This is a genomic window from Paenarthrobacter sp. C1 (genome assembly GCF_049315185.1).
Classification (GTDB): Bacteria; Actinomycetota; Actinomycetes; order Actinomycetales; family Micrococcaceae; genus Arthrobacter; species Arthrobacter nicotinovorans.
The window spans coordinates 1,530,802-1,549,859 of the sequence record NZ_CP186052.1 but is presented as its reverse complement, the minus strand read 5'-3'; the positions used below and the strand labels follow the sequence as shown (position 1 = coordinate 1,549,859).

Below are 19,058 nucleotides of genomic sequence, written 5' to 3'. Positions count from 1 at the left end.
AGCACGCGGGAGGTGAGGAAGCGTTTGGAGGGCTGACCGCGGCGCGACTGTTGACGACGACCCGAACGCACGCAACGCCGTCGACGTCGCCTGTCCGGGCAGCACCAACTACCAACGCTCACTCACGAAACAGGCCTTTAAACCCCAACGCTCACTCACATAACAGCCCCTTAAACCCCAACGCTTACTCACTTGTTAGAAGGAAGTGAGCGAGCGTCGCGGGCAAGCACGCGGGACGTGAGGACGCGTCGGAACCAAGCACGCGGGACGTGAGGACGCGTCGGAACCAAGCACGCGGGACGTGAGGAAGCGACGGCAGGAAACCGTAGGGATGTGAGGAAGCGTTCGGAGGGGTGACCGCGGCGCGACGGTTGACGACGACCCGAACGCACGCACCGCCGTCGACGTCGCCTGTCCGGGCAGCACCAACTACCAACGTTTACTCACGAAACAGCCCTTTAAACCCCAACGCTCACTCACTTGTTAGAAGGAATTGAGTGAGCGTCGGGATCAAGCACGCGGGACGTGAGGAAGCGTCGGGATCAAGCACGCGGGACGTGAAGAAGCGTCGGGATCAAGCACGCGGGACGTGAAGAAGCGTCGGAATCAAGCACGCGGGACGTGAGCGAGCGCTGTTAGGCGACGGCGGCGCGGCTCTTGACGAACGCTTGGACGCACGCTTCGACGTCGTCAGCACTGTGCGCGGCCGAAAGCTGCACCCGGATCCGTGCCACGCCCTTCGGCACTACGGGGAAGCTGAAGGCGGTGACGAAGACACCATTGTTGAGCATCTCGTCAGCGATCTTGGCGGCCACCACGGCATCGCCAAACATGACGGGGATGATGGCGTGTTCGCCGTCGAGGAGTTCGAAACCTTCCTCGCTCATGCGGCGGCGGAACAGCGCGGCGTTCTCGAAGAGGCGGGTGCGCAATTCTCCGGATTCCTGGACGAGCTCGATCGCCTTGATGGTGGCCGCAACAATGGCCGGGGCGAGGGAGTTGGAGAACAGGTAAGGGCGGGCTTTCTGGCGCAGCATGGCGACAATTTCGCCGCGGCCGGAAACGTATCCGCCCGAAGCCCCGCCGAGGGCCTTGCCGAAGGTTCCCGTGTAGATGTCGACGCGCTCGGAGACTCCGGCGTGCTCCGGCGTGCCGGCGCCGGTGGGGCCCATGAAACCGACGGCGTGGGAGTCGTCAACCATGACCAGGGCGTCGTGCTTCTCGGCGAGATCGCAGATGGCTTCCAGCGGAGCGAGGTACCCGTCCATGGAGAACACGCCATCGGTGACGATGATCTTGCGGCGGGAGCCCTCAGCTTCGACCAGCTTGGCTTCAAGGTCCGCCATGTCCTGGTTGGCGTAGCGGAACCGCTTGGCCTTGCTCAGGCGGATGCCGTCAATGATGGACGCATGGTTCAGCGAGTCCGAGATGATGGCATCCTCGGGGCCGAACAGGGACTCAAAGACACCGCCGTTGGCGTCGAAGCAGCTGGAGAACAGGATTGTGTCCTCCGTGCCGAGGAATTTCGATACACGTGCCTCAAGTTCCAGGTGGAGGTCCTGGGTGCCGCAGATGAACCGAACGGAAGCCATGCCGAAGCCACGCTCGTCCATGGCGGACTTGGCGGCGGCGATGATGTCCGGGTGGTCGGCCAGGCCCAGGTAGTTGTTGGCGCAGAAGTTCAGGACCTTGTTGGCCGGCTGGCCGAGCTGGCCGGCGGCGATGTGGCTTGCCTGCGGGGAATCGATGTGGCGTTCGGTCTTGAAGAGGCCGGCGGTGCGGATCTCGTCGAGTTCGCCCTGCAGCTGGTCTTTGATGGCTGAATACATGGGTGCTCCTAAGTCTTTGGCGGTCCGGGTGGCGGTTCGGTCCGGGTGGCGGTTCGGTCCGGTTTACAGTTCGGTCCAGTCAAGGACCACTTTGCCGCCGGTGCCGTTGCGGGCGATTTCAAAGCCCTTTTCCCAGTCGGCTGCGGACAGCTTGTCGGTGACGACGGCGGAGATGCTGCGGTGCAGCACGGGGTTGGACGAGAGCATGGCGCTCATGGCGTACCAGGTCTCGAACATCTCGCGACCGTAAATTCCCTTGAGCGTCAGCATGTGGGTGACAACCTTGCCCCAGTCGATGTCGATGGACTGGCTGGGAAGGCCGAGCATGGCGATGCGTCCGCCGTGGTTCATGTTGTCGATCATCTCAGGCAGTGCCGTGGGGTGTCCCGACATTTCAAGACCGATATCAAAGCCTTCGCGCATGCCCAGTTCCTGCTGTGCCTCGCGGACGCGCATCTTGGAAACGTCGACGGCGAGGTCCACGCCCATCTGCCGCGCGAGTTCCAGGCGCGGTGCGGAGACGTCGGTGATGGCGATCTTGCGTGCACCGGCGTGCCGGGCCACAGCGATGGCCATCAGCCCGATCGGGCCGGCGCCGGTGATAAGCACGTCTTCGCCGACCAGCGGGAAGCTCAAGGCGGTGTGGACGGCATTGCCGAAGGGGTCGAAGATGGCGCCGAGCTCAGGGGTGACGGATTCGTCATGGTGGACCCAGACGTTCGTCTCCGGGATCACGACGTATTCGGCGAACGCGCCATCGCGCTGCACGCCCACGGAGACCGTGTGGATGCACATCTGGCGGCGTCCGGCGCGGCAGTTGCGGCAGATTCCGCATACTACGTGCCCTTCGCCGGAGACGCGGTCGCCGACCTTGACGTCGCGGACGTCTTCGCCGACTTCAACCACTTCACCGTAGAACTCGTGGCCTGCGATCAAGGGGGTTTCGATGATGCTCTGCGCCCAGGCGTCCCAGCTCTGGATGTGGAGGTCCGTGCCGCAGATTCCGGTGGTCATCACGCGGATCTTGACGTCGCTTGCGCCCGCTTCAGGTTCCGGACGGTCGACGAGTTCGAAACCGGCGTGGGGTCCGGATTTGTAGAGAGCCTTCATGGGATTCCTCACTGCTGGGGCTGCTTCACTGCTGCTGAGTCCATTGAAGCCCCGGCAACGATTTAGCACAACTAGATTCTTCTCAATCAACGATTTAGGATTTGCTAATGGAAATTCATCAGCTGCAGATGCTCCGCGAACTCGGCGACCTGGGCAGCGTCAAGGCGGTAGCAGAGACACTCATGGTCACTCCTTCGGCCGTGTCGCAACAGCTCGCCCTGCTCCAAAGGTCCGTGGACGTGCCGTTGACGCGGAAGGAGGGCCGCGCCCTGGTCCTGACCGACGCGGGCCGCGTGCTCGCCGAGGCGGGCGCCGCCGTCGTAAATGCCATGGCAGACGCGCGGGCAGCGATCGGCGCGTATCACGATGCTCCCGACGCGCCGGTCAGCGTGAGCGCCTTCCACAGCGCAGGGCAGGCGCTGTTCGCGCCGCTGGCAGCGCTGTTGGCGTCCGACGGCGGGAACTCGCCTCGCCTGCGCCTGGCCGACGAGGACGTGGCGCAGGAGGATTTCCCGGGGTTGGCAGCACGGTACGACCTGGTGCTGGCGCACCGCATGGACAACAGCCCGCAATGGCCGGAGGACAAAGTCGCGGTGATCCCACTGGCCGACGAGCCGCTGGACATCGCGCTTCCGGCGGATCACCCACTCGCATCCCGCCGCGAACTGGAGCCTTCCGACGTCGTGGATGAACCCTGGGTGACCAGCCGCGACGGTTACTCCCCCGCGGACGTGCTCGCCGCCGTCGTTGCCGTGAGCGGGAGGCCCGCGGAGGTCCTGCACCGCATCAACGACTACTCAACCGTGGCCGCGCTCGTCTCGGCCGGCGGCGCGATCGGACTGCTCCCGCGCTTCACGGCCCGGCGTGTCCTGGACGCCGGCGTGGTGCTGCGCCCGTTGTCCGGCGTGAACTCGGTGCGCAAAATCGACATCCTGGCCCGTCCGGAAACGCTGAAACGGAAATCGGTCATGACGGTTTGCGAGTCACTTCAAACCGTCATGACCGGGCTTTCCTCACCCCGCTAGGTCAGTCGCGGACCAAGGCGGGCTGGCCGGCGTCGAAGTAGGCCACCAGCTCGGCCGGGAGTTCCGGCACCTCTCGCGCTGAGCCGTCGCCCCGCAGCGATTCTGCCGCGAGGATGCCGGCAACCACCGCCTGCCGTGCAGCAATGGGGCTGGTTTGCGTCTGCCCGCCCTCCGACGCGAAGCGGAGGAACTCCTCGATCAGGCGCGGGTCGGCGCCGCCGTGGCCGCCCTCGCCGTCCTGGATGGTGATGACCTCATCCGGTGCCGCATATCCCGACGTCCGGGAAGTCCACACATTGATGGTTTCTCCCGGTCCATCGCCCAGGTTCTCGATCCGGCCCTTGGTTCCGATGATCGTGTAGTTGCGCCAGTAATCCGGGGTGAAGTGGCACTGCTGGTAGGAGGCCAGCACACCGTTGTCCAGGACCATGTTCATCATGGAAATGTCCTCGACGTCGATCACTTCCGCCAGATCCTTCTGCTCCGTCGGCGGCCAGTTGTCCAGGGAGAACCAGTCCCCCATGCGTTTGCCGGTGTTGTCGGCACGGTTGGCGACATCACCATAGACAGCCAGATCTCCGACGGCGGCAACCCGCTTGGTGTAGCCACCGGCGAGCCAGTGGATGACGTCGATGTCGTGGGCGCCCTTTTGAAGCAGGAGGGACGTGACGTTGGCGCGCTGGGCGTGCCAGTCCTTGAAGTAGTAGTCCCCGCCGTGGCCGACGAAGTGGCGGCACCAGACCGCTTTGACGTCCCCGATCCTGCCTTCCTCGATGAGTTGGCGCATCTGTACTACCACCGGCATGTGGCGCATGTTGTGGCCGACGTACAGGCGTGTGCCGGTTTCGAAAGCCGTGCTGAGGATCAGGTCCGCGGCCTCAACCGTGATGTCGAGCGGCTTTTCGCAGAAGGTGGGGATGCCCGCCTTGAGCGTCCGGACCGCGACGGCGGCGTGCTGGCTATCGGGGGTCAGGACCAGTACGGCGTCCAGGCCGCTGGCCAGCAGTTCATCGAGGTCGGCAGTGATGCGGGCTGTGGGAATGCGCTGGGCAGCATCGGCCCTGCCGCGTTCACTGAGGTCGCAGATGATGGTGACCTCGGAGCCGTTGCCGGGTTTGTGGGCGTGCTTCCACAACCCCGAACGCAGGCCGAATCCTACGATTCCGACCTTCAAATCCTTATCCATGGTGTGCATTTTCCTTCTGCTGTTTCTTAGTAAAGTCTGGTGGCGGTGCTGCGGTGGGGCGCCGATTCGCGCACGAACAGATGCCAGGGGAAGTCGAGGACGGCGGGCTCGTCGTGTTCGCCGTGGCTGGCAGCACGCTTCAAGAGCCGCCGGGCGAGCTTGTCGAAGAAGTCCACGGGACCAACGGTGCTGAGCGAGGGCGACATCCGCTCACCCTCCACTGTGTTGCCGACACCGATGATGTCCACATCCACGCCGACCCCGAGCCCCAGGCGCTGTGCTGCATTGATGGCACTGACCGCCGCGTAGTCCGTGGTGGCGTAGATGGCGGTGGGACGGTCCGGCAGGCTGAGGAGCCGGGTGGCAGTGGCATAGGCACTGGCTGTGGTCCCATCGAAGAGCCCCACATAGTCCTGCCGCTCCGGGATGCCGGCCGAGGCCAAGGCCTCCGAGTAGGCCCGGTACCGCGATCCGCCGGAGGTGCCCGCCGCCGTTGCCGGAGTCAGGCAAGCGATCTGCCGGTGGCCGTGGAGCAGGTGCTCCACGGCCATCCGGCAGCCGGGGCCGGCAATGGAACGGATGACATCGAAGCCGTCCGCTTCCAGGACCTCGTCGAAAACCACCAGGGTGGTCCCGCGTTCCGCGAGTTTGCGCAGGTCATCGCGCTGGTTCTCGCGGACAGCATCGACGAACACCGCGTCTGCGTTGTGCGTGCCGAGTACTTTGACCCAGTCAGCATCGCCGAGGATCATCGGCGTGATTCCCAGCGGGACCGCGGCCTTCTGCACGGCTTCGATGACGGACAACGACCAAGGATCGGAGAGCATGGTCAGCGACAGGATCACGGTGTTCGTGCGGCCCGTCCGGATGGCCCGGGCCGCCTGGTTGGGGCGGTAGCCGAGCCGCTCGGCAGCAGCCTTGACCTTTTCCGCCGTCGGATCCGAAACGCCTGGTCCGCCATCACCGCGCCGCCCTGACAACACATAGGACACCGTGGCGGTGGAGACGCCGGCCAGTTCGGCCACCATTCGAATGGTGGGCCTTACTCCGGTGCTGCTCGCTTTTGCCATGGTTCCCCCTGCTTGTTCGCTTATCTCTGGTCACGCCATTCTGTGTCGAGGCTAGCTCCTGAAACGGCCTAGCTTCGGAAGACTGGCGCGTTGGGGTCCAACGCGGCCTGGTACTCATCGCGCATCTTGTCCCCGCCTTCGCTCTTCCAGCGCTTGACCGCGTCCTTGAGCTCGTCGATCTTCGCCCGGCCTGTGATGATGTCCACCACTTTGTCGCGCAGCTGCTTGGTGATCTTGGCACCCACCTTGGCGTTGGTGTCCGAGTAGGAACCGTTGGTGGGGTTGCGCCAGGCGAACTCGAGGAGTTTCTCCTCCTGCTGGCTGACGTAGCGGGTGTCGTCGTCGAATCCGGGGTTGAAGATGACGTTTTCCGGGCTGGACATGATGTTCAACGCCGACACCAGGCCGGGTGCGTTGGTGGTCCCTGTTTCCGTGCGGACCGGGTTGCCGGCGGCATCGATGGTGTAGTCCTGGCCGAGCTCGCCGAAGTTCTTCTGCATGTACTCGACTGTGCCGAAGGGTGCCGACAGGTAGTTGATGAGTGCCAGCAGTTCGCGGATCCTGCCTTCGTCGGCCTTCTTGAACGGGGTGAATCCAACCGTGCCATAGCCCATGTCATAGACAGGCTTGACCTTGCCGTCGGCGCTGAAGGGGATCAGGATGTCGAACTGTACGTCCTTGTTCAGCGCACGGTAGCTGCGGATGTCGTGTGGACCCACGACAACCTGCGCCGCCACGCTGCCGTTGGCCACGCGGGAACGGATGTCAGTGGCCTTGGAGTCCGGGTAGAAGACACCTGCTGCGAACATCTTGGCGGTGAACTCGACGCCGGCCAGGTATTCGTCGGTCTCGTACAGGTGCGTCAGGGTACGGTCCTTGTTGACGGCCCAGCTGTTCGGGGCGCCGAACCACTCAGTCACCATGTGCAGGGCGTTGATGTAGGCCGGTTCCAGGGCGTACTGCTGGTCACCCGGACGCGTCAATTCCCTGGCTTTGTCCAGGAATTCATCGGCGTTGGCCGCTTCAAAGCCGCCCACTTTCGACCAGACGTCGTGGTTGCCTACGTATACCTGTCCGAACGGGGTGCTCGGGATGGGCGCTCCCCAGATCTTGCCGTTCACGACGGCGGTCTTCCAGGAATCGGGCTTCAGTGCGGCCAGGTTGGGGTACTCAAGGACGGCGTCGCCGGAGAGGTACGGCGTCAGGTCCTGGAACTTGGCTTCAAGCATGGGACCGACGTTGGGAATGCCCTGGTTCGGCGGAACCCACATCATGTCCGGGAGATCATTGCTGGCTAGGACGGTAGCGAACTTCGCAGGGTAGCCGTCTCCGATATCTTCGGCGATCTGCAGTTCCAGGTCGCCGCCGAGCTTGGTGTTGAGCCGCTGCCAGAAAGGATTGTCCTTCAGGCCGGGGCTCATGGTGTCGAAGGTTTCGGTCAAGCCGGTGACCTTGCCCTTGAGCGGGGGCGTCTTCACGGACTGCACGGCTGTGGGCAGCTTGAAGTAGCCGGACTGCAGGCCCTTGGCGTTGCCGGCGATGTCCGGGGTGACGCCGGTGAATTCCTTGTAGGTGGGCAACTTGACCGAAGCGGAGGCAGCGGCGCCTCCGTTGCCGCCGGCTCCGCCGCCACCGCAGGCGGACAATCCTGCTGCGGTCACGGCCAGGCCCGCTAGGCCAAGGAAACCGCGGCGGCTGAATCCAGCCTGTGAGGAAGTGCTCGTCATGGCATAACCCTTTCTGGTTATTTGCTTCATGGTGTGGGTTTCAGTTCTTTCGGACTCCGCGGGTGCGGGTTAGCCCTTGACGGCGCCGGTGATGACGCCCTTGGCAAAGTGCTTTTGGAGGAACGGGTAGACCATCAGGATGGGAACCAGGGCTACGACCACCACTGCCATTTGGATGGACTGCGGCGGAGGGGTTGTGGTGATGCCGAGCTGGTCGGCCGCCCCGCTCCCCTGGACCACGAAGTTGCGAAGCAACAGCTGGATGGGCCATTTGCTGTGGTCGTTGATGTAGAGGAGTGCGTTGAAGAATGAGTTCCAGAAGCCCACCGCGTAGAAGAGCCCGACGACGGCGATCACGGCTTTGGAGAGCGGCATCACGATGCGCCACAGGATTTGCCAGTCGTTGGCGCCGTCGATCCTGGCACTTTCGATCAGTTCGCCCGGAATGTTCATGAAGAACGAGCGCATCACCACAAAGTTGAAGGCTCCAAAGATGCCCGGAAGGATCAGCGACCACAGGGAGTCCAGCAGGCCGAGTTGACGGATCATCAGGAACGACGGGATCAGTCCCGGTGCGAAGAGCAGCGTGAAGAGCACTGCCAGGATGACGGGCCTGCCGAAGAGGACCGAACGGCTGGTGGCATAGGCCATGGTGATGGTCACGAACAGCGCCAGAATGGTGCCGACCGCGGTGATCAGCACGCTCACCCCGAGGGATTGCAGGACCATGGGGCCCTTGAAGATGGTGGCGTAGGCCTCCAGCGTGGGGCGTTCGGGCCAGAGGACGAAGCCTCCTGCCTTGACCAACTGCTCCGTATCGGCCAGGGACGTTGAGACCACCAGCAGGATGGGAGTGAGGATGGACAAGCTGAACACGACCAGGACCACTGCCTTGACCGTTTGGTACAGCGCAGATGGCTTTTCTTTCCACACCGGGCGCTTGGGGTTGTACGTCAGTTCCCGGGGTTTCTTGCTAAACAATGGTGTTGCCATGAAATTCTCCTTGTGCGGCAGCCCCGCGGGCTGGCATGACTTTCAGCGCGCTTGTTTTGCGAAGATTCCGTCTTCGCCAAAGCGGTGGGCAAGTTTGTTGGCTCCGTAGATCAGCAGGGCACTGACAACGCCCTTGGCCAAGCCGGCAGCAGCACCCGAGCTCCACCCGCCACCCACTACGCCGGTGTAGTAGGTGAAGGTGTCCAGGACCTCGGCCGCGCCGGCTCCGACGGCGTCCCGTTGCAGGATGAACTGCTCGAATCCGACCGAGAGGATGTCGCCGATGCGCAGGATGAGGAGCAGCACGATCACGGGGCGCAGGCCGGGGAGGGTAATGTGCCACATCCTCCGCCACCTGCCGGCACCGTCGGCGGCGGCGGCTTCATAAAGCGAGGCATCGATGCTGGCCAGGGCTGCCAGGAAGATGATCATTGCCCAGCCGGCGTCCTTCCAGATCATCTGGACCACGACCATCACGGGGAAGGTCTCCGGGTTGGTCATGAAGGGAATGGGCTCCATGCCCCAGTCACGGAGCAGGTTGTTGACGAAGCCGGCCCCGCCAGCATCTGCTGGAAGAACGCGATAACCAGTACCCAGGACAGGAAGTGCGGGAGGTACGCGATGCTTTGGAAAACCTTCCGGACCCGCGTGCTGACGAGCGAATCCACAATCAGGGCCAGTACCAGCGGCACCGGGAAGAGGAAGACCAACTGCCAGGCCGCCAGGTACAGGGTGTTCCAGAAGGCGTGGATGAAGTCGGGGTTGCCGAACAGGTCCACGAAGTTCTGCCAGCCAACCCAGAGGCTGTCCCCGATGCCCAGGTACGGCTGGTAGTCCTGGAAGGCGATGACGTTGCCAAGGATGGGGATGTAGAAGAAGAGCAGAAGGAAGAGCACTCCCGGGACCATCATGAGCAGCATCTGTTTGTCCCGCCTCAGCCGGGACCGGAAGCTCTGCTGCGGGACCTTGTTTCTTTTCCGCTTCTTCGCACCGGCTCCGGCGGTCTTTCCACCTGCCCGGGCGGGGACTCGGCGAGCTTCGGGCAATGCCGGAGCCTGTTCCGTCGTCGAGTTCATGCTGTCTCCTCAAGTGTTGAGCGAAAGCCATCAATGTGATTCAAGCCACGCTCGTTAACCGTTTAACAAACCATAAGTGACGCTTGTCGCTTTTTGCAAGATCATGATCGAAACTGCTCGCAGAAATCAGCTTTCATCATTTTCGACGGCGGGCAGGTGCCAGTAGGATGTGTTGAACGGGGCGCCCGGCGGGAAGCCCGCGCCGCGTGGAACAAAGCCGCGTGGAACAAAGCCGCGTGGAACAAAGGAGATCGGTGTGGCAGATTGTTGTGCCCCGGGCCCGGGTGCCAGGGATCATTCGACGCCCAAGCTGTCTTTGCCCCTGTCCCAGGCGAGTGGCGCCACCGGCGCGGACACCGGCGTCGCGATATCCGGGCATGGGAAGCCTTCCACCCCCGCGGCCACGGGCGGCGACGTCCAGATTTTGGCGGGGACTTTCGCCATGGGCGACCCGTTCGGAGAAGGCTATGAGGCCGACGGCGAGTCCCCGGTGCACCAGGTTCGGCTGCCTGCTTTCAGGATCAGCGCCACAACCGTCACCAACCAGGAATTCGCGGCATTCATCGATGCCACCGGATACCGCACCGAGTCGGAGATCTTCGGGACATCGGCCGTGTTCCACCTGGCTGTCAAAGCGGACAGGAAGGACATACTCAACAGCGTCGGAAACGTCCCGTGGTGGCTGAATGTCCGCGGCGCCGACTGGGCCCACCCTGCCGGTCCGCTTTCCCACTGGAGCGAAGCCGCGGACCATCCGGTGACCCATGTGTCACACAACGATGCCCTCGCCTACTGCGGATGGGCCGGCCGCCGGTTGCCCACCGAAGCCGAATGGGAGTACGCGGCCCGCGGAGGACTGTCCGGGCAGCGCTACCCCTGGGGCAACGAACTGCACAGTGACGCGCCGGGACAGGCGGCCCACCATTGCAACATCTGGCAAGGCGACTTCCCGGCCCGCAACGACCTCGGCGACGGCTATCTCACCACAGCCCCCGCGCGGTCCTTTGCCCCCAACAGCTACGGTCTCTACCAAACCAGCGGGAACGTGTGGGAGTGGTGCAGCGACTGGTTCCTGCCCAAGTACTACAAAACGTGCCTGGCACAAGGAACGGTGGAGAACCCGCAAGGGCCTACCATCGGCCGGGGCAAGGTGATGCGGGGCGGCTCGTACCTCTGCCACGACTCTTATTGCAACCGCTACCGCCTGGCCGCACGAAGCTCAAACACACCGGACTCGGCCAGCGCGAACCTCGGCTTCAGGACCGTAGCTCTGTAGCCTGCCTGGGTCCGTGCCCGCGGTGCCCGCCCATGAGGCCGTGCCCACCCATGAGACCGTGCCCACCCTTGATGCCGGCCGGCAGCTCACCGGCGACGATCTTTGTTGCGGTCACGGTGCCGCCGTCCTTGATGCCGCTGATGTGGACCTTGTCACCGGCCTTAAGCTCGGCAGCCGTCACCGACGGCAATGCAGGCTTGCTCTTGCCGTTGCTCTTGCCGTTGCCATTGCCGTTGCGGAGCTGCGACACGTCAGCGGGAATCCTGGCGATCCTTGTGTCGGTGTTGATCGCATACCCCTGGGTGAAGCCGTCTTCGCTCTTCACCGTGATGTCGGAGCCACTCACCGAATCAATGGTTCCGGCCTGGGTGAGGACAGTCCGGTAGCTCCCGTCCGGCTGCTTGACGACGTGTTCGCCATGAATGGCCTGGCCCCGGGCCGCCTGGGATGGGGCCGCCTGGGATGGGGCCGCCTGGGATGGCTTGGCGGAAGCAGAGGAACTTGGCGTGGCTGAAGGTCCCTGCGTCCCTGAAGGGCTCTGAGTGCCGGCCCACACGGCAGCGCCTCCGGCGCAGGTCAAGGTGACAGCGATTCCGCCGGCAAGAAGGGCCTTCCGAAGGCCCGGTTTGAGAGTGGCCATGCATCCATTGTGCGCCCAAAACAAAGCAGGCCGCAGCATCAACTGCGGCCTGCTTTGTAGGGAAATACAGGCGTCTAGCCCTCGACGCCGAGCTTCTCCAGGATGAGCTCGCGGACACGGCCTGCGTCTGCCTGGCCACGGGTGGCCTTCATGACGCCGCCAACAATCGCGCCGATGGCCTGGATCTTGCCGCCACGGATCTTCTCCGCGACGTCAGGCTGTGCCGCCAGGGCGGCGTCGATGGCTTCCAGGAGGGGACCGTCGTCGGACACGACCGCCAGGCCGCGCTTTTCAACGATCTCCGCCGGAGTTCCTTCGCCGGCGAGGACGCCGTCCAGGACCTGCGTGGCCATCTTGTTGTTGATCTTGCCGCCCTCGACGAGCTTGTTCAGCTCGACGATGACCTGCGGCGTGACGCCGAGCTCGGAAGGATCGACGTCGGCCACCTTGGCGCGGCCGACGATCTCACCCATCCACCACTTGCGGGCAACATCGGCAGATGCGCCGGCGGCAATGGTTTCCTCGATCGAGTCCATGACCCCGGCGTTCACGACATCGCGGAACTCCAGATCCGAGTAGCCCCAGGCTTCCTTGAGGCGCTTGCGACGCTCAGCAGGCGGCTCGGGAAGGGTGGCGCGCAATTCCTCAACCCACTCGCGGGAAGCGACAACGGGAACCAGGTCCGGCTCCGGGAAGTAGCGGTAATCGTCAGCGTCGGACTTGGGCCGGCCCGACGTCGTCGAACGCGTGTCCTCGTGCCAGTGGCGCGTCTCCTGGATGACCGGTTCACCGGACTCAAGGACCGCGGCGTGGCGCTGGATTTCATAACGCACGGCGTGCTCGACGGCGCGCAGGGAGTTGACATTCTTGGTTTCCGAACGGATGCCAAAGCGTTCACGGCCATGCGGCCGCAAGGAGACGTTGGCATCGCAACGGACGTTGCCGCGCTCCATCTTGGCATCGGAGACGCCGAGGTTCTTCACGATCTCGCGGACGGCCGCGACGTAAGCCTTGGCCAGTTCAGGGGCGCGGCTGCCGGCACCCTCGATCGGCTTGGTGACAATTTCCACCAGCGGCACACCGGAGCGGTTGTAGTCCACCAGGGAGTAATCGGCGCCCTGGATACGGCCCGCAGCGCCACCCATGTGGGTCAGCTTGCCGGCGTCCTCTTCCATGTGGGCCCGTTCGATCTCCACGCGGAAGACCGTGCCGTCCTCCAGCTCGATGTCGAGGTAACCGTCATAGGCGATCGGCTCATCGTACTGCGAGGTCTGGAAGTTCTTGGGGGTGTCCGGGTAGAAGTAGTTCTTCCGGGCGAAGCGGCAGGACTCGGCGATTTTGCAGTTCAGGGCAAGGCCGATTTTGATGGAGGACTCCACGGCGGCCTTGTTGACCACCGGAAGAACGCCGGGCATGCCGAGGTCAACTTCGTTGACGTTGGTGTTCGGCTCGTCACCGAAGACGTTGGGTGCCGAGGAGAACATCTTGGTCTTGGTGTTGAGTTCCACGTGGACCTCGAACCCCAGGACGGGATCGTACTTCTCCATGGCTTCTTCGAAGCTCAGGGTTGCGTCGACGGACATTAGTTGGAACCTCCGGCGGTGTTGGACGTTGCGCCAAGGGCAGCACTTTTCAGTTCCGGCGCCTGCGCCAGAATCGGGCCGCCCCACTTCTCTTCAAGGATGGACTCGAGGACCGCACCCACGCGGTACAGACGGGCATCTTCGCGGGCCGGAGCCAGCAGCTGGATGCCGACGGGCAGGCCGTCCTCATCAGCCAGGCCACCCGGCAGGGACAGGCCGGGGATACCGGCGAGGTTCGCGGGAATCGTGGCGACGTCGTTCAGGTACATGGCCAAGGGATCATCAAGCTTCTCCCCCAGCTTGAACGCCGTGGTGGGCGCCGTCGGGGAGATCAGGACATCGGCCTGGGCAAAAGCGGCGTCGAAGTCACGCTGGATCAGGGTGCGGACCTTCTGCGCGGAACCGTAGTAGGCGTCGTAGTAACCGGCGCTCAGCGCATAGGTTCCCAGGATGATGCGGCGCTTGACCTCATCGCCGAAGCCGGCAGCCCTGGTGGCACCCATCACGCGTTCGATGGTCATCGGACCGTCCTTGGGCAGGACTCGCAAGCCGAAGCGGACGCCGTCGAACTTGGCCAGGTTGCTGGAGACCTCGGACGGCATGATCAGGTAGTAGGCACCCAGGGCGTACTTCAGGTTGGGGCAGGAAACCTCGACGATTTCCGCACCGGCGTCCTTCAGGATCTGGAGCGACTCGTTGAAACGGTTCTCGACGCCGGCCTGGTAGCCCTCGCCGTGCAGCTCTTTGACGATGCCGATCCTCATCCCGGCGACGTTGCCCACGCGGGCGGCGGCAACCAGGTTGTTGAACGGATCGGTCAGGGACGTGGAGTCGAAGGGGTCGTGACCGCCAATGACTTCCTGGAGCAGGGCCGAGTCAAGCACGGTACGGGACACCGGGCCGATCTGGTCCAGCGAGGACGCCATGGCGATGGCACCGTAGCGGGAAACAGCGCCGTAGGTGGGCTTGACGCCGACGGTTCCAGTGACGGCACCGGGCTGGCGGATAGAACCACCGGTGTCCGTGCCGAGCGCCAGGGGCGCTTCGAAAGCGGCGACGGCGGCCGCGGAGCCACCGCCCGAACCGCCGGGGATGCGGTCCAGGTCCCACGGGTTGCGGGTGGGTCCGAACGCAGAGTGCTCCGTGGAGGAACCCATGGCGAACTCATCCAGGTTGGTCTTGCCCAGGATGGGCATCCTGGCCGCGCGAAGCTTCTTCACCACAGTGGCGTCATACGGGCTGTGCCAGCCCTCAAGGATCTTCGAACCAGCGGTGGTCGGCTGGCCAATGGTGACAATGAGGTCCTTGACCGCGATCGGCACGCCGGCAAGGGCGTGCAGTTCCTCGGCAGCGGCACCGCCGGCAGCGCGGGCAGCGTCGACGTCGGCGGCAACGGCCAAAGCCTCTTCGCTGTTAACGTGCAGGAACGCATTAACCTGACCGTCGACGTCGGCAATGCGGTCGAGGTGCGCCTGCGTCACCTCGACGGCGGAAACTTCGCGGGCGGCCAGCTTGGCTGCGAGGTCGGCAGCGGAGTGGCGGATGAGTTCGTTCTTCAGCTCAGTCATAGTGATTAGTCCTCATCCAGGATTGCCGGGACCTTGAAACGGTTCTCGAAAGCATCCGGAGCGCCGGACAGCGCCTGTTCGGCCGTGAATGTGTGACCCACGACGTCCTCACGGAACACGTTGGTCAACGGAATCGGGTGCGATGTCGCCGGAACATCGTCCCCGGCAGCCTCGCTCACGCTCTTTACCGAATCCACGATGACAGCAAGCTCAACAGCCATCCTGTCCAGTTCTTCGGCACTCATTTCAATGTGAGCCAGACGCGCAAGATGCGCGACGTCGTCACGGTTGATCGCAGCCATGGATCTCCCCTGCAAAGTTCAAATGGTTTTCCGAACCAGTCTACTTGGCTGTGCACCGGCTTCAGCGCCGGTTCAGGTGCTGCGCGTTCAGCTCCTCCAGTTGCGCGTCCGTCAGTTCATCGAAACCGCGCGCCTCACGTTTATCGCTCCTGGAGAAACGGATGAACATGAGGATGATAAGTGGCAGATCGACGATTTCGCAGATGAACCACAGGACATCCCCCGCCAGTTGCTGGTCGCGTAGCGGGTCCGGGAACCACCCCGCCATGGCCTGGGTTGTCATGACATGGTCCAGGACCTGGCCGTTGAGACGCAGCAGGATACCCGGCACGGCATCTGCAAGGAGCTCAATGAAAACGAACACGAACTCCAGGGTGATGTATGCGCTGGAGCGCTGGAAATCCGCTTCTTCGATGATGGGCAGGGCCATCAGGAGGCCCAGCAAGGGAATGCAGACGGTCAGCAGGGTTTCGGCCAACGGATCGGCACGCAGCGCATGGAAGGCCGGTGTCAGGAAGGTGGAGAAAAGCGCCAATCCGATCAGCGGGGCGGCCAGCGAGTTGCTGAAGAAGCGCACAACGCGGTGGGCCAGCACTGCGTTCAGCACCGCTGTGCCCGTGTCTGGCAGTGCCGCACGGGCCAGCGTGATCGGCCGGCCCAGCCCCAGCAACAGTGGGACGACAAAAAGGAGCAAGGAGATTTTGAGGGTAAATGCCCAGCGAAGATCGGCACTGTAGACCCCGGTGAATCCGCAGCAAAGGACAGCCATGGATCCCAGGCCGGGACCGTAGAACGCAGCCGCCCGCCAGAGGGGCCATCTATGGCCGTTCCTGGTGGCGGCCCTGATCCCCAGGCCGTAGAGCACGCCAAACGTGCTGATCATTGCGACGGCTGCCCAGTCGATTCGCCAGGCACTGCCAAGGAGTTCAAGTGGCGGCACCAGCCCATGATATTCCCACCGCCTGAGCGGTTGGCCGATGGGGGAAATTCCCAGAATGGCTCAGTAATATGAGCCGCTTCTGACCCCCAAGGAAAGGCCGGCCCTGTGCAAGGTCGTCACGAAAGTCCCGACCCCAACCGCTCCGACCCAGCTCTGGCCGCCTACCCCGGGCAGGGAAACCTGGTTGACGGCAGCCTCGGTTCACCCACCCGTAAACGTCGCCGCTGGCTGCGGCTCGGCGTCCTGGTGATAGCCGCAGTCCTCCTCGGTGTGCTGTGCTTCGGCGGCTATTGGCTGTGGCGGTTGCAGTCCAACATCTCCACGAGTGCGCTGGGAGCCGGAGGCGCCCGCACCGAGGGCCCGGTTGATGACCGCAAGGACCGGCTCCAGATCCTGGTCCTGGGCAGCGACACCCGCAGCGGCAAGAACAGCCAGTACGGTACGGCGGACCAGTCTTCGGGCTACGGTCAATCGGACGTCATGATGCTGGTGGATATTTCGGCAGACAACAACAACGTCAATGTCATCAGCTTTCCCCGCGACCTCATGGTGGATGTTCCTGAATGCCAGGACCAGGCCACCAAGCAGCAGCACGCTGCCCGTGAGGACGCGATGATCAACAGCGCCATGGCCGAAGCCGGCATTGGCTGCGCCGTGGATACCGTCAACAAACTAACGGGCCTGGAAATCGACCACTTCATGATGGCGGACTTCAATGCCGTCAAGGAACTCTCCACCAAGGTGGGAGGCGTGGATGTATGCGTCAACTCGGATGTCTACGATCCCGATTCCGGCCTCCGGCTTCCCAAGGGAACCTCCCAGGTGGAAGGCGACCAGGCCTTGGCGTTCCTGCGCACCCGGCATGCTTTCGCCGACGGCGGGGACTTGGGCCGCATCCAGGCCCAGCAGGCCTTCCTTGGCTCGCTGGTGCGCAAGCTCAAATCCGAAGGCACACTGACCAACCCGCAAAAAGTACTGGATATCGCTGACACCATGACCAGCAACCTCACGGTGGACACCGGATTGTCTTCGGTTCCGGCTCTGTTGACCATCGCGGACCGGCTGAAGAACATCGACCCCGCAAAGGTCAACTTCATCACCGTACCTACTGTCCCCGCGCCGTCCGACCCCAACCGGCTGGCCTTGGCGGAGCCGGCGGCGTCGCAACTTTTCTCCGCCCTCCGGCAGAGCGCCGACCTTAGCCAGGGTGCGGCCCCTACGGCTGAGCCTTCCAGCCCGCCCGCCAAACCTTCCTTCGATAAAGCACTCCAGCCGGTTTCCGTTGCCAACGGCACTTCCGTGACGGGCCGGAGCAATGCCATCGCCGCGACGCTGGCCGCCGCCGGCTACACCAAGACAACCCGGCTGCAGGCCCAGCCACAAACCCAAACGATGATTTACTACCAGGCCGGTTTCGACGACGTCGCAACCGACATCGCCGCCATGTTCGGGCTTCCGGCTACCAGCGTCCAGCAGGCCGCCGGCATTGAGGGCGTCCAGCTCTACGCAGGCGAGGACTTTGCCTCGGGCGACAAGCCGGTCCCGGCCCCGGCGGAGGGAAGCATTCCGAGCCAAACGGCAAATGACCAGACCTGCCAGGCAACAAACCCGGCAGGCTGATCATTTACAGCGGCGTATTCGGCGGTGCCGCAGCTTGTAGTCGAAGCTCGCGGCGCCTGCGGCGGTCAGCCGATGCCGATTGCTCCGGTCAGGACACCGACGGCCAGCATGACGATCGAGATGACAGCCCAGGTTGAACCAGAACAGCTTGGGACGCAGCGTGGTGCGGTTGGGGTCCAGGGCCGTGTCGGCCATGGCGGTGTCGTGGTCGTCCACCAGGGTTTCGGGACGTTCAATAACGGCGACGCCGGTACCTCCGCCGGTGCCGGGCTTGCCGGCAGTGCGGCCGAAGCCGAAGCGGCCCTTGCCCGAACCTGATCCGGAACCCGTGGCACCGGAAGCTGCGGCGAGTGCGCCACCGCGGCCAGTGCCGCCGTCGAACGCCTCGGACGGATCAGCGACGTCGCCCCAGATTTCGGGAGCAGTGGTGCGGAGGCGGTTGCGTTCCTGCAAACCGAGCAACCAGGAGAAGACCAATACAACGATCAGGCCGACGATCAGGGACGGAACCATGGGGACGAAGACGTCGTTGACGTCGAGCTTCAGGGCTGTGGCAGCACGTGCGGTGGGGCCGCCCCAAGGCAGGATGTTCATGGTGCCGTTGGCCAGGCCTGCCACACAGGTCAGGACCACGGGGCTCATCTTGAGGCGCAGGTACACGGGGAGCATGGCGGCGGTAGTAAGGATGAAGGTGGTGGAGCCGTCCCCATCGAGGGACACTGCGGCGGCCAGGATGGCGGTGCCGAGGACAACCTTGGCGGGGTCGTTGCCCAGCTTGCGGAGGATGAACTTCACCAGGGGGTCAAAGAGTCCGACGTCGATCATGAGGCCGAAGTAGATGATGGCGAACATCAGCAGCGCCGCCGTGGACGTCATGGACTTCATGGAATCCATGACCATGGGACCGATACCGAGGCCTGCCCCGGCGAAAAGGCCGAAGACGGTGGGGACGATGATCAGCGCCAGGACGGTCGTCAATTTTTTGGTCATGATCAGGACCATGAATACCGCAATCATTGCGAATCCAAGCAAAACCAGCACGGCCGGCTCCTTACTACTGTGAATGGCGCCACGTCGGTGTGATGCGCACTACAGACATTAGGGTGGCGTCCG

14 protein-coding genes and 2 pseudogenes are annotated in these 19,058 nt (G+C 63.7%); 3 read left to right on the top strand and 13 right to left on the bottom strand.

Translation table 11 applies throughout. From position 1 onward, the window contains the following. Nucleotides 1-635: 635 nt before the first annotated feature. Together ACNAOU_RS07315 and tdh are read right to left on the bottom strand one after the other, a co-directional pair. A complete protein-coding gene (locus ACNAOU_RS07315; protein WP_055975054.1) occupies nt 636-1,829 on the bottom strand; it encodes a glycine C-acetyltransferase in 1,194 nt (397 codons plus the stop codon). A gap of 63 nt (nt 1,830-1,892) precedes the next feature. Then, nucleotides 1,893-2,939 carry an L-threonine 3-dehydrogenase gene (gene tdh, locus ACNAOU_RS07310; RefSeq protein ID WP_018777436.1) on the bottom strand — a complete coding sequence of 349 codons (1,047 nt, stop codon included), beginning with the start codon at nt 2,937-2,939 and terminating at the stop codon, nt 1,893-1,895. A 107-nt stretch (nt 2,940-3,046) separates the two neighbouring features. Here tdh and ACNAOU_RS07305 point away from each other — a divergent pair, with 107 nt between their 5' ends. Continuing rightward, nucleotides 3,047-3,964, top strand: coding sequence for a LysR family transcriptional regulator (locus ACNAOU_RS07305; RefSeq protein ID WP_018777435.1), 918 nt, complete (start codon nt 3,047-3,049; stop codon nt 3,962-3,964). A 1-nt stretch (nt 3,965) separates the two neighbouring features. On the opposite strand, the gene ACNAOU_RS07300 is transcribed toward ACNAOU_RS07305, so the two are convergent. The 5 genes and pseudogenes from ACNAOU_RS07300 to ACNAOU_RS07280 form a co-directional block, all read right to left on the bottom strand. Beyond that, a complete protein-coding gene (locus tag ACNAOU_RS07300) occupies nt 3,966-5,159 on the bottom strand; it encodes a Gfo/Idh/MocA family protein (RefSeq protein ID WP_039240430.1) in 1,194 nt (397 codons plus the stop codon). Between the two features lie 17 nt (nt 5,160-5,176). Then, nucleotides 5,177-6,220, bottom strand: a complete 1,044-nt coding sequence (locus ACNAOU_RS07295; RefSeq protein ID WP_422758362.1) for a LacI family DNA-binding transcriptional regulator — start codon at nt 6,218-6,220, stop codon at nt 5,177-5,179. Between the two features lie 68 nt (nt 6,221-6,288). Next, the gene (locus tag ACNAOU_RS07290; RefSeq protein ID WP_422758361.1) at nt 6,289-7,947 is read right to left on the bottom strand and encodes a sugar ABC transporter substrate-binding protein; all 1,659 of its coding nucleotides are present in this window, start codon (nt 7,945-7,947) and stop codon (nt 6,289-6,291) included. 69 nt (nt 7,948-8,016) lie between these two features. Next, a complete protein-coding gene (locus ACNAOU_RS07285) occupies nt 8,017-8,940 on the bottom strand; it encodes a carbohydrate ABC transporter permease (RefSeq protein ID WP_018777431.1) in 924 nt (307 codons plus the stop codon). Between the two features lie 42 nt (nt 8,941-8,982). After that, nucleotides 8,983-10,016: pseudogene (locus tag ACNAOU_RS07280) on the bottom strand (ABC transporter permease). A 256-nt stretch (nt 10,017-10,272) separates the two neighbouring features. On the opposite strand from ACNAOU_RS07280, the gene ACNAOU_RS07275 reads away from it, so the two are divergent. After that, entirely contained in the window at nt 10,273-11,292 is a 1,020-nt protein-coding gene (locus ACNAOU_RS07275) for a formylglycine-generating enzyme family protein (RefSeq protein WP_422758360.1), read from the top strand. Here ACNAOU_RS07275 and ACNAOU_RS07270 read toward each other — a convergent pair. The 5 genes from ACNAOU_RS07270 to ACNAOU_RS07250 form a co-directional block, all read right to left on the bottom strand. Next, on the bottom strand, nt 11,273-11,932 hold the full coding sequence (locus tag ACNAOU_RS07270) for a DUF5666 domain-containing protein (RefSeq protein ID WP_422758359.1): 660 nt from the start codon (nt 11,930-11,932) through the stop codon (nt 11,273-11,275). The genes ACNAOU_RS07275 and ACNAOU_RS07270 overlap by 20 nt on opposite strands. Before the next feature lie 74 nt (nt 11,933-12,006). Further along, a complete protein-coding gene (gatB, locus tag ACNAOU_RS07265) occupies nt 12,007-13,515 on the bottom strand; it encodes an Asp-tRNA(Asn)/Glu-tRNA(Gln) amidotransferase subunit GatB (protein WP_018777427.1) in 1,509 nt (502 codons plus the stop codon). Further along, nucleotides 13,515-15,083, bottom strand: a complete 1,569-nt coding sequence (gene gatA / locus ACNAOU_RS07260) for an Asp-tRNA(Asn)/Glu-tRNA(Gln) amidotransferase subunit GatA (RefSeq protein WP_064721852.1) — start codon at nt 15,081-15,083, stop codon at nt 13,515-13,517. The genes gatB and gatA overlap by 1 nt, the downstream gene beginning before the upstream one ends. A 5-nt stretch (nt 15,084-15,088) precedes the next feature. Then, complete coding sequence (gatC, locus tag ACNAOU_RS07255) at nt 15,089-15,385, bottom strand: Asp-tRNA(Asn)/Glu-tRNA(Gln) amidotransferase subunit GatC (RefSeq protein ID WP_018777425.1); 297 nt, start codon at nt 15,383-15,385, stop codon at nt 15,089-15,091. Between the two features lie 61 nt (nt 15,386-15,446). Then, nucleotides 15,447-16,325, bottom strand: coding sequence for a cytochrome c oxidase assembly protein (locus ACNAOU_RS07250; protein ID WP_018777424.1), 879 nt, complete (start codon nt 16,323-16,325; stop codon nt 15,447-15,449). A 105-nt stretch (nt 16,326-16,430) separates the two neighbouring features. Here ACNAOU_RS07250 and ACNAOU_RS07245 point away from each other — a divergent pair, with 105 nt between their 5' ends. Next, a complete protein-coding gene (locus tag ACNAOU_RS07245) occupies nt 16,431-17,945 on the top strand; it encodes an LCP family protein (RefSeq protein ID WP_275778747.1) in 1,515 nt (504 codons plus the stop codon). A gap of 126 nt (nt 17,946-18,071) precedes the next feature. On the opposite strand, the pseudogene ACNAOU_RS07240 reads toward ACNAOU_RS07245, so the two are convergent. Next, nucleotides 18,072-18,986 (bottom strand): annotated as a pseudogene (locus ACNAOU_RS07240) (SLC13 family permease); the annotation flags it as partial. Nucleotides 18,987-19,058: the final 72 nt, after the last annotated feature.